The organism is Lachnoanaerobaculum sp. (assembly GCF_057250505.1).
In genome coordinates this window covers 23661-35043 of record NZ_DBHIEQ010000026.1, presented here as the reverse complement: position 1 = coordinate 35043, position 11383 = coordinate 23661, and the positions used below count along the sequence as shown (strand labels likewise).

Annotated in this window: 12 protein-coding genes and 2 pseudogenes; 2 read left to right on the top strand and 12 right to left on the bottom strand. The window is 33.2% G+C overall.

Translation table 11 applies throughout. The features are described 5' to 3' along the window. Positions 1-217: 217 nt before the first annotated feature. A pseudogene (locus ACO6FI_RS10610) lies at positions 218-307 on the bottom strand (Rpn family recombination-promoting nuclease/putative transposase); the annotation flags it as partial. A gap of 174 nt (positions 308-481) precedes the next feature. Between ACO6FI_RS10610 and ACO6FI_RS10605 the strand changes: the two are divergent. Next, a pseudogene (locus ACO6FI_RS10605) lies at positions 482-1808 on the top strand (IS1380 family transposase). A gap of 316 nt (positions 1809-2124) precedes the next feature. Here ACO6FI_RS10605 and ACO6FI_RS10600 read toward each other — a convergent pair. From ACO6FI_RS10600 to ACO6FI_RS10570, 7 genes are all read right to left on the bottom strand, one after another. Further along, entirely contained in the window at positions 2125-2352 is a 228-nt protein-coding gene (locus ACO6FI_RS10600) for a hypothetical protein (protein WP_485457306.1), read from the bottom strand. Beyond that, positions 2345-3235, bottom strand: coding sequence for a hypothetical protein (locus ACO6FI_RS10595; protein WP_485457305.1), 891 nt, complete (start codon positions 3233-3235; stop codon positions 2345-2347). The genes ACO6FI_RS10600 and ACO6FI_RS10595 overlap by 8 nt, the downstream gene beginning before the upstream one ends. Before the next feature lie 8 nt (positions 3236-3243). Then, positions 3244-3723, bottom strand: coding sequence for a hypothetical protein (locus ACO6FI_RS10590; protein ID WP_485457304.1), 480 nt, complete (start codon positions 3721-3723; stop codon positions 3244-3246). A gap of 123 nt (positions 3724-3846) precedes the next feature. Then, a complete protein-coding gene (locus ACO6FI_RS10585; RefSeq protein ID WP_485457303.1) occupies positions 3847-4194 on the bottom strand; it encodes a hypothetical protein in 348 nt (115 codons plus the stop codon). An 11-nt stretch (positions 4195-4205) separates the two neighbouring features. Next, complete coding sequence (locus ACO6FI_RS10580) at positions 4206-4982, bottom strand: DNA methyltransferase (protein ID WP_485457302.1); 777 nt, start codon at positions 4980-4982, stop codon at positions 4206-4208. Beyond that, the gene (locus ACO6FI_RS10575; protein ID WP_485457301.1) at positions 4972-6363 is read right to left on the bottom strand and encodes an Eco57I restriction-modification methylase domain-containing protein; all 1392 of its coding nucleotides are present in this window, start codon (positions 6361-6363) and stop codon (positions 4972-4974) included. The genes ACO6FI_RS10580 and ACO6FI_RS10575 overlap by 11 nt, the downstream gene beginning before the upstream one ends. Positions 6364-6527: 164 nt before the next feature. After that, entirely contained in the window at positions 6528-7649 is a 1122-nt protein-coding gene (locus tag ACO6FI_RS10570) for an ISAs1 family transposase (RefSeq protein WP_485457300.1), read from the bottom strand. Positions 7650-7802: 153 nt separating this feature from the next. Between ACO6FI_RS10570 and ACO6FI_RS10565 the strand changes: the two genes are divergently transcribed. Continuing rightward, on the top strand, positions 7803-7985 hold the full coding sequence (locus tag ACO6FI_RS10565) for a hypothetical protein (RefSeq protein WP_485457299.1): 183 nt from the start codon (positions 7803-7805) through the stop codon (positions 7983-7985). A gap of 194 nt (positions 7986-8179) precedes the next feature. On the opposite strand, the gene ACO6FI_RS10560 is transcribed toward ACO6FI_RS10565, so the two are convergent. Genes ACO6FI_RS10560 through ACO6FI_RS10545 form a run of 4 tightly spaced genes read right to left on the bottom strand, consistent with a single transcriptional unit; the run spans position 8180 to position 11377 of the window. Beyond that, a complete protein-coding gene (locus ACO6FI_RS10560) occupies positions 8180-8521 on the bottom strand; it encodes a DUF2304 domain-containing protein (RefSeq protein ID WP_485457298.1) in 342 nt (113 codons plus the stop codon). Next, a complete protein-coding gene (locus tag ACO6FI_RS10555) occupies positions 8518-9210 on the bottom strand; it encodes a glycosyltransferase family 2 protein (protein WP_485457297.1) in 693 nt (230 codons plus the stop codon). The genes ACO6FI_RS10560 and ACO6FI_RS10555 overlap by 4 nt, the downstream gene beginning before the upstream one ends. Positions 9211-9212: 2 nt before the next feature. Continuing rightward, complete coding sequence (locus ACO6FI_RS10550; protein ID WP_485457296.1) at positions 9213-10148, bottom strand: glycosyltransferase family 2 protein; 936 nt, start codon at positions 10146-10148, stop codon at positions 9213-9215. Continuing rightward, positions 10145-11377 carry a lipopolysaccharide biosynthesis protein gene (locus ACO6FI_RS10545; RefSeq protein ID WP_485457295.1) on the bottom strand — a complete coding sequence of 411 codons (1233 nt, stop codon included), beginning with the start codon at positions 11375-11377 and terminating at the stop codon, positions 10145-10147. The genes ACO6FI_RS10550 and ACO6FI_RS10545 overlap by 4 nt, the downstream gene beginning before the upstream one ends. Positions 11378-11383 lie beyond the last annotated feature (6 nt).

Sequence of the window (11383 nt, the reverse complement as noted above, 5' to 3'; positions counted from 1 at the left end):
CTTATTTTATAGTGGAAGTGTATTTATTGGGAGGCGTACTTGAATTGACGCTTACGTTTGTAAAGCATTTCACTCACATTGCCACCGATAACAAGCCATTTAGTAAGTAAAATTATTTATTACCTTCTTTATAGTACATAGTCTCAACCCAATTAAAGCCATACAAAAAAGGACACCTTTTACAGTGTCCTCATTGTTTTAAGTCTTACTTAATCATTTACATTTTTTCATTTAAATATTTTTGAAACGTACTTACGCTTATATTTGCTCTTTTTGCAGCATCTTCTACTGAAATTATCCCATCTTTTACAAGCGTTAGCCTGAATTATTCATGGCATAGTTGCTTCTATAGCTGAAAGCTGCATAATTACTGCATTTACAAAACTTTCTTACTCTCACCTAAAAAGTGAATGGAAAAAGGACCTCTTTCTTGGTAAAATTAATGTGGAAAAAAACAATGCCAAGGAAAGGAAGTCCTTATATGTCAATTTTAAACACTATTTCACTTGAAAGCAACAAGAAAATAAAAATAAATTTTAATGGCGGAAACCTCTCTTCTGATGGAGGGCTACTCCTCATCAAAGAATTCGCTACAAAGGTAGGCCTTATAAAGCTTGTGAAAAAGCTTTTCAAAACCAATGACCATACAAACAGCCGTATTCACACAGACTCTGATAACCTTATGCAGATGCTCTACCAAATTATAGCAGCCTATTTTAAGGATGATTGTGCAGATGAACTGACAAGTGATCCGGTATTAACATCTATTTTGGAAAAAGAGACCTTGGCCTCTCAACCTACACTATCTCGTTTTTGGAATAGGATGGACAACGACACTCTTGCACAGTTTGATTCTATAAATGCAAAAATGCGAGATATTGTCTATTCTATTAAGACACCACAACATATGCTGTTTGACCTTGATTCTACACTGCTTAACACTTACGGTAATCAGGAAGGCGAAGGCTTTAACTTTCATTATCAGGCTCACGGTTATCATCCATTACTTTGCTATGACGGAATCACAGGTGATCTTTTAAAGGCTGAACTTCGTAACGGCACACAGTATTGCAGTAATGATGCTGACAAATTCATGATTCCACTGTTGCAGGAATACCGTGCAAAATATCCATCGCTCCCTCTTTATCTTCGTGGAGATAGCGGATTTGCTTCTCCTGATCTATACAAAGCATGTGAGGATAATGACTGTAAGTATGCTATTCGTTTAAAGCAAAACCAAACTCTTATAAAATATGTTGCAGATGCTGATGCGGCACTATTTAGGGCATCCCGTGAAAATCAGACAGATTATATGGTGGAGTACGGAGAATTCTACTATCAGGCAGGAAGTTGGTCTCACCCAAGGAGAATAGTTTTTAAAGTAGAAAAACCCTATAATCAGTTTATTCACCTATATACTTTTGTTGTTACTACAATGGAATCACAACCACATCAGGTAATTCAGTTTTATTGTGGTAGAGGTAAGATGGAAAACTTTATAAAGGAAGGAAAATCAGGATTTGATTTTTCCTCAGTAAGCAGTCGCTCCAAGGTAGTAAATGCAAATCGTCTACAGGTGCATGGTTCTTGCCTATAACCTGTTTAATTGGTTTAGACGACTTGTACTCTCTTCAAATATGAGGAAACAGCAAATTAATACTATTCGTTTAAAGTTGTTAAAAGTAGCTGCAAAAGTAGTACATACGGCAAGATATACCATATTCAAACTATGTAGCAGTTGCCTCTATAAGAAAGAGTTTTACGAAACAATTTCAAACATCAGGAAATTATCTCCACCGTTGGAATAGCGAATAGTGGTAACTTATGAGCCTTAGAAATCAAATATAAAACAGTGATTTTTAGTACATAGGGATAGTACGCCCTTTTTTAAGGTGATTTCCAGATTTACAAATAAGATATTTTTATAAACACCTTATTTTGCGTAGTCTCTAAGCAAAATCTACTTTGGTGAATAATTCAGGTTTAGTATTTTATTTAATGTACCTAATCCTGCCGAAGTCATTAAAAAAGCTTCTTCAGGTTCGATTAATTTACAGTATGACCATAATTGTCCTAAATCCCTTAAAGTCAAGTTTGTTTTCTTTGCTTCAATAAAAAATAGTTTTACCGTATTTCCTCTTTTGCTATTCCTAAAACATCTATTTGGAGATCTAAACCAACAGCAAGTTCATTCAATATATCATACTTAGCTAAAACTCTATCTAATCTTTCTGAATGGGCATCTACAGTGATGATTTTATATCCTTTGTAATTATCTTCCAAATACCCTTGCAACCAATTTTTCATTGGTAAATATAATTCAAATTCACTTTTTACATTTCTTTTACTCATGATAACCCAACTCTCCCGCTATTTCCGTCCATGAGTTGAAATGCTTACCCCTAATTGTTATTGGAATAAAATCATCATTTTCTCCTGGATGAGGCGGTTTAGTTTTATTCGGTTTTCTTTTTGATTCCCAAAAGTATTTATGAGTTTTCTTTTTTAAGTCTTTGCTAAGTTTTCTATATGCAGCAATTAATTCATCCGAAAACATATCCAATGCTTGTTGTTTGTGTATAATCCCAAAGCCAATTGGATTAAACTCATTTGCCCATATTTTTACTTGATGTTCTTTTTTCCAAAAATTAACTTGACCTGCATTATACTTTTTCAGATCTCCATCTCGCATATTAGGATGTGCCCAATCAATCGTTTGTACAGGAATATCGGTTGACTTTAATAAATTACATATATCTATTACCATTTGCCAGTTATGTGGTATTTCTAAATAAACTCTATGTTCATATTTATTAAAATACGCATTACTCCTCCTAATATACCCTGTAACATCTGCAAAACCTTTTAAAAATTGTCTGCGTTCATCCACACTACACTCAAAAATATCTTCATGGATTGATATATCATTATGTGATACAGCATTTCCAACAAACCTATTTATTTCGCGTATTAAATAATCCGTATTTGGTTTAGTAAAAGACAAAATAGTCGATGAAGGATTTTGAATAAAATCCAATCCTGCACCAATCAAAGGTTCAATGATATTTCTAATATCTGCAATACTCGCCTTCACATAAAGTTTAACATCATGAACTTCTTCTGTTTCCAATTTTTTGTGTGGTATTTCAATAGATATTACAGTATTAACTGATGTCCTCTGAATTTCACCATTTCCACATATCATCCCCAAGAGATAAGCCATTTCTACATTCATAATTAATCTTATCCTTTGTATCCATCTTCAAAAAATTTGGTTTCTTCGTCATCAAAAATCTCATTCATTACCTCTAATATCAAATCTCTATCTTGATTAGAACCAGGAACAAACCCAATATAAAAACACGCTTCTATAAACCTACTTCCTGTAAGTCTCATTTTATCATCATTCTGTAATCTTCCTTTTAATTCAACAGGCATATTTCTTATAGAATTAAAATATATACGGTACTGTTTACCCCATTTCATGACATTTCCGCCAGATGTATAGCTGGTTGTTATCGGGTAATTTGGTATAACTCTTAAAATTTCTGATATCTGTTCTTCTGGTATTTCTGCATCTATTCTTTGAACATGTCTCAAAATATAACCTATTGAATAGCAAAGATCATTTACTGTTTTAAAGTAGATATCCTCTGCTCTATCAGTAAAAAAAGTTTGATAACCATAGCCTCTTTGTGATAAAACACTTCTTAATGTAAACATAATATCCTCCTATCTTATAAAATCAGTATACTTTAATAAAAATTTATTTATACGACATTTGTAGGGCTAATATAAGGTTCTCATATTATTTACTCAATTATTATTCAAAACGAACTCCTTATTCTAATTGTATCCAAGTCTATATCCATTATCAAATAAATAATAGACTAATTGATTATCATCTAACCTATAAGTGAATTCACTTGATTTATAATTTCTGTTATGATATTTTCTTCCATCCCAATAAGAAGGAATATTAGAAATATTATTAAAATATATTCTCAATTCTATTCCCCATTTATCGACATCTCCTAGTAAACATATACCATAATCTCCAACAGAAACAGATGCATTATATTTACTATTGTACTTTTGAATGAAAGCCTTGATCTTATCTTCCCTTCCTTCAGCATCAATAAATATACGCTGCTTGCTACTGACTAAAAAATTATAAAACTCTTCATTGTACATTGCAAATCCTCCTACTTTTTTATAAAAATCAATATATACTCATGGACCTTATTTATGCGATATTTATATGGATAACCTAAAGGTCTCATATTATTATAGTCTTGCTGTCTGTCCCAGATAATAATATCATCAAATACATACCCTTGTTTTTGTAATTCTGTCGCCAAATCGCTATGGAGAGGGTAAAAAACACTTTTTTTTCGAATATCCATAACATTTACCAAGCAATATGCCCCAGGTTTCAAAACTCTATTAACTTTAAAAAATAATCTTCCCAATTCATTTATAAAAGTACGATATTCAGATATATTCCCCATATCATTGGACTTTTCCGAATAGTTTATGCTCTGTTTCCCATCAGCACTCCGTTTCATATTTAATATGTCCCAATAAGGTGGTGATGTTAGACACAAATCAAATGAATTTTCTTCCAATTTATCCAATTCCGAGAAACTATCTCCATTAATAATTCTATTTTTTTTATCATTCCCAATCCTTTGCTCTGCAACCTTACAAAATTCCTGTGACAAATCTATACCAACAGCTTTACGGTCAAGATTATGTGCCGCAACAAGGCTCGAACCTACTCCATTGAACGGATCTATTATTAAAGCATCATTTTTTGAAAAAGTTTTTATAAGCTTTTCGCACAAAGAAACAGGATATGAAGCCGGATGCCCCATATCCTTTTCTTCTTTAGTCTTAGTCAAATTTCTCCATATGCTAAAAGAATTTTGAAGCCACTCTTTCCCAGTTAAATTATTACATCTTTTCTCTTCATTTATCATTATGCCACCTCTTCGACTGTATACTTTTCATTTGCAAATCTATGTGTAATCTTTCATTTTCAGATATATTATAAGTCTGATATATCAAATCATTTAAAGCTTCCATCATGTCAAACCAACTTTCGCTCATATATTCAATTTTTTCTAATGATTTAACAACGCTTATTATCTTAGAAAATGTATTACCTTTTATAATTAGAGGTAATTTTTTTAAGTATTTTGCATCTGTATGCACTGTAAGTTTTGAATTATTATAACAAAAGTTAAGCAAATAATAATTACATAAATTAGAATGTAAAAATCCCAGTATATATCGACACATTTTTTCATCGCCATCAGTAAAAACAGTTACTGTCTCTCCAGCTTCAAGGTTTCCTGCAAAACTTGCAATTATTCCTGCTTCAGCACTATAAATATTCTGTATAAAGACTTTATTTCCCTTCTTAGGGACTTCAATATTTTTAAATGAAAATTTACGTATATCCTTTCCAACTATCGCTTTATCCGACTTCGACTTTCCTCTGCCTACATATCCAGTACACACATCACTAAATTTTTGATATGTACCTTCCAATTTTTTATAAATTGTAAAATCTTCTTCACTACTAAATAATAAAATTTCATCTTTGTAAAAGCTTTGAGGGACTTCTAGTTTCTTGACAATTTCACAGTCTTCATACTTGTATATAGGAATATTATTATCATTCATAAAGCTATTTTCTAAAGTTAATACGATCTGCTCTCCCCTAACATTTTTGAAATACTTGCCTATATCTAAAATAGAAACAATTTTTTTCTCATTTAAGATTGTTTTTCTTAACATTGAATATGAAGCAACGTGAAGAAAGTTTTTAGGTATAATATAGGATATTGTTCCATTTGCTTTAATCAAATCAAATGCTTTATACATTGCAGCAATAAATAAGTTACTACCTGAATCCTTTACTTTTCTTAAAAACAAGTAATCAGATGTATCAATCATAATATCTTTTGCAATAGGTGCATACGGTGGATTTCCAATAATTACATCAACCGGCTCTGATAAATTGAACTTATTCAAAATATACTCAGCATCATTGCCAAGTGTATCCAATGTTCCAAAGGTGTTTGTGTCTATATTCTTTTTTGCTAACGAAATTGCATCTTTATCAATATCAGCACCATATATTTTTTCATACCCTAATTCTTTTGCCACTGCAAGAAAATTTCCCGTTCCACAACATGGATCTAAAATGACAGAACTTTTTGGCAGATTCAAAAATTTAACAATATGACTTGCCAACTCTATATCTGTATAAAAAATACCTTTTTCTTTTTTTAAATCTGAGTCAAGAGATTTTTCATAATGTTTTGATTCTACCACATATTTACTTAATTCCATTATTCTTCTCCTTTCTTCAGAAATTAGTCTTAAACTTAATTTTACACAGCAATCTTATCTAAGTGAGTATAGCATTTTTAGATGAAAAATGCTATACCTATTTGTTAAATCACAGGACAAACGCATGAAATGTTATACTCCCCCTTTGGCAAAAATATCATTTTTTAAAAAGCCAATACCTGCTCTAAAAATTCCGCAGGGTTCATACTGATAACAAATCTCTTCTTTTTCATAGACAATTTAGGCCGAAATATCTCTATCATTTTTAATATGCTTATACACCATTTCCTAATAATATTTAAATTTTCTGCTGCTCTTTTATCTATTGTTTTATTTGCATCTTCTTTAAATGTTACATCTAAATGCCAATGCATACTCTCTACACTCCAATGTCCTCTCACCGACCTTGAAAATAATTCTATATCTTCTTTCAAACTGCTTATATAATATCGATATTCTTTTTTCCTTTCTTCTCCCTTTATTATTGTTTTTTCCTCCATCCCTATGCTCTTTAGACCTTTCCACTCTTTCTTACTCTCAAGCCATTTTATTTCTTCCGTTTGGTAGTACTCTCGTATCTCTATTTGACCATGTGCCTTCTCTCTTGTTTTCTTATATATTCCCTTTTGCTTTATTTTTTTCTTTTCTTCCTCATCATTTAAAAATAAACTTACTTCTTCACATAATACATTTTGATTACCTTTTAAGGCTAATACATACTCTCCCCTTTTTCTTCGTATAGTTTCTACTATTGCCGTTTGCGTCCCCATGGCATCAATTGTTACTACTTGACCTTTTATATTAATCTTTTCCAATAACTCCGGTATTGCTGTTATTTCATTACTTTTTTCATCTACTACTTTTTGGCCGAGGCTAAATCCGTCTTCCTTACTCCATGCTGTTACTATATGATTTGCTTTACTTTCTTTGCTTCTATTTCCTCGCATTGTCTTTCCATCTATGCAGATAATCTTTTTTAGGGCTTCTCCTTCATTTCTGTTTAACAATTCTTGCCATTTCTTATAAAGCTGTTGTAATATCTCCAGTTGTAGCGTAACAAAAACGCGACATAATGTGTTGTGGGACGGGATACCATTCTCAAGTTTTATGTATCTTTTTAAATATTCTTCATTGTAATAAGCAAAATATTCCATCTCAACCCAATCGTCTACATTTGCCAAGGTAGCAAATAGCACTATCACTATAATATCTTTTAATTTATGCTTTACTTTTCTCTCTTGCCTTACATCTTCGATGTATTCAAGCCATTCTAATAATTCGTTCATCACAAAATCCCCTTTTTCTTAAATATACCATAAAAAAGGGGATTGTTCATAGTTTATTCATTCATTGTTTACTCATGCGTTTGTCCTGTAGAAATACAACATTCTATACTATGATTACCCTATAAGAATATTTTAGATTCCGGAGGTTTAACTATGCCAAATACACCAATTCAATTTAATATAAATTCAGATGACACTGATTCACCCGGAATCAGCGCTCTAGAGAAAGCAAGTAAGATTGCAAATAAATATAATATCTCCGATATGTCACAGGATGAGATAAATGCAGAAATAGCAAAGTCAAGAAAATCATTATCTTCCTCTATTCAAAAATGATTTATTTAAAATTACTTACTAAATAACTAATAACCTGCATAATCCGACTGCCGCAAATCAGCTTGTTAATGATGTAATGGAAGTGCATAGAATACTGCATTCAAAGCAGAATATTGATAACCTGCTTACCTGAAACTAAAGATAGGGTATCACTTTCATTCGTGATACCCCTTAATTACTATATTGATTCTTATTTATTCTTCCCCATCCTCTTTCTCCTTCAGCGCCATCTCCTGAGCCAGATTCACAACCTTGTTTTCAAGAAGCGACATCTGTATGCTCATAAAGAAAAGCTTGACAAGGAGCATGCCTATTATTATCAGATAGACTATATTTGCGGGGGATTTGGCACCTACGAGGTCGGAGATAAAGTAGATGATCCCCGGGAACACCGCAAATACTATCAGTATGATGGCAAAGACCACCCAGAAGAGTCCGTCTTCTATTCTTATTTTTGATTTCCTTATCTTTCTAACAATGATAAAAAATGACATTATAGATATCAAGATAAGTCCGATTCTTAGTATAGCTGTCATATTTTTTTCTTCTCTCTAAAACTTTGAATAATAATGATGGAAGTCAGCATCCTAAACATATACTTCATGGCATTGATAGGTGTGAGGTAGCTTATACCCGCCACTCTCTCATCCATCTCACCCTGTATCTCACAGACTCTCATACCCTGCTTTATAAGATAGGATACCGTATCCGGCTCAGGCGCATAGTTAAGTCTGAGTGCAAACTCTGCAATCAGCTTTTCATTGTACATTCGCATACCTGAAGTAGGGTCATGTATTGTCACGCCGGTACTTAATTTTATTGCAAGGCTGATAAGTCTTGAGCCCAACATCCTCATCGAGAAAGGCTTTTTCTTGGTTACAAATCTTGAAACGATGACTATATCACATTCCTCACACTTTTTTCTCATTTCAGGTATATATTCCGGTCTGTGCTGTCCGTCGCCGTCAAATTGCACCGCATACTTGTACCCGTTTTTGTGGGCATATTTCATACCGGTTTGAAAAGCACCTGCAAGTCCCAGATTTACAGGCAAGTCTATAATATTAAATCCTCTTTCTTTGCAGATCTTTGATGTAGCGTCAATAGAGCCGTCATTTACAATCACATAGTCCACATCATTTAATGTATTTGTAAGTCGCTCTATTACATTTGCAATATTCTTTTCTTCATTAAATGCCGGTATTATTACCAATGTATCAGACATATCTATCTCCAAAAACCTTTATTCATGCTTAAAGCTCTCACCACACTCTTCGGCAATCTCTTAAAATTCTTACCTGCCAGAAATCCTGCATACTTGCAACCGCTGATATATACAAGCTTCACAACGCTGATATATGAATGAGTGGACAAAAGATGCCCTAATGTCTTTAACACCATTTTTTTGCCCTCATTCTCACTTTTTATATTCTTAAATATATGAGGATTGCTCGCCTGTGAAACTCCGATATCAAAATTTCTTTTAAACTGCGCGGCTCCACTGTAGTTATGAGAATGTATTACCCTGGCCCATGCCTCATATTTTATAAAATATCCATGTTCGATAAGCTTGTATGCATAAAGCATATCTTCATTCAAAATCTCTCCCGTATCAAAGCCTCCAAGTGCATTAAAGGTCTCTCTTTCATAGGCTGCACATACATTTGAAGCAAAGTAAGTTTTTATTCCAAGTGTCTGTTTTTCATTAAAGGACTTTATCATTGACTCTATAGGATAATTAAATTCCCTTGTAAACTTCTCAATCTTATTTGCCTTTTTGTCAGGTAATTGTCTTGCATAAGTCATCTTTATTGACTTATCCATTCCTCGAAGCAGATATTTTACAGTCTCCTTGTCAAAGCATACCGCATCTTGAGTCATACATATAAAATACTTTGCATCAGATTTTGATACTCCGAGATTTCTGGTAGCACCGTGGTCAAATTCATTTTTTTCAATATGCTCAATATAAAGGCCTACTTCGCTACCCTCAAATATACCTTTGATACCCTCTTCAATACCCGACTTGTCCCAAATACTTTTGTCCGTATTTATAATAATAATCTTGCCGGGTTTTACACTTTGAGCCAAAAGCCTCTTTATTGATGTCAAAAATCTGTTACCAGGCTTATATGTAGGTATTATTACATCTACTAAATTCATTTTTTAACCTTTCTGAGTCCGAAAATCACCGCTATAAGGAAAAATACGGTCAATACCGACATGGTAATCATATATGCAAGTGCGGCTCCGTTCATAGCAAAGTATTTTACCATAAAATCGCTGAAAAAATATGCAAAAACCGCACCGACCACATATATAAAGAATATAACTCCGGTCATCTCAAATATAACCAGACAGTAATATCCTAAGTTTACTATTGCATAAAGTCCTCCGCCAAGTATCACCAAAACCAAGGCCGGTCTGTAAGGCTTAATTGCACTTCCGGCGTCTCCAAGTACAAGCTTAAGCGCAGGTATTCCAAATATATAAGCCGCAAGCATTCCAAATAATGTGGCTGCAAATATAAATACCGCAATCTTTGATATGGTCGAAACAAAATTTTTTTTGTTACCTGTCTTATACAGTAATGAAAGTTTTGTAAGTATCGGCCTTATTATAAATCCCGCCATCAAATTTATTATGGAAGTCGGGATAAATATTATACTGAAGTAGCCGTTTAACTCCTCTCCGAGTCTGTAGTTTACCGCATACTTTGCTGCGGCAAATATATAAAGATCTATAAATGCTCCCAAAAACAGCCACTTGCTCTTGTTTAATAAAGAGAGATATGATGATTTTTTTATACTCTTATCTATATTCAATCTGCCAAGCGGTATAATATCAAAGACCAACGCCGCAACCGCTATACTTGGCAGCAGAGCCAAAGAGCTGAGTCTTAAATCCCCTGTAATTCCAAGGATTCCCAAAAATATGCATACACAGAATAATGTCCTGAAAAGTGTTGCCTTTCCCGTCATATCAAGTCTGTCCTGTCTTTGCATTTCGGACTCAAATATATCACAAAATCCGTCCAAAATCTTATACAATGACAAAATCATATATACTTCAAATACATAGCTGTCCTTTGTCATAAACACTATGTATACAAACCCTGCCAAAACGGCCAAAAGTGAAGTCATTACACGGAATCTTAAATAATCACAGAATGTATATTCATTTGAAATATCCGTAACCTGTATAGGTCTCATTCCAAAGTATGAAACTATATAAAGCTGCTGGCCTAATGTGGAAAATCCGAAGAAAAATACTCCGCCTGCATATGCTCCCGCAAGCCTTGTGACAGCCACTCCAAGCAGCATACTTGTAACGGCATATACAATACTGCCAAGCATATTCCAAAAATATGCACTTCTTTCTTTACTGTCCATAATATA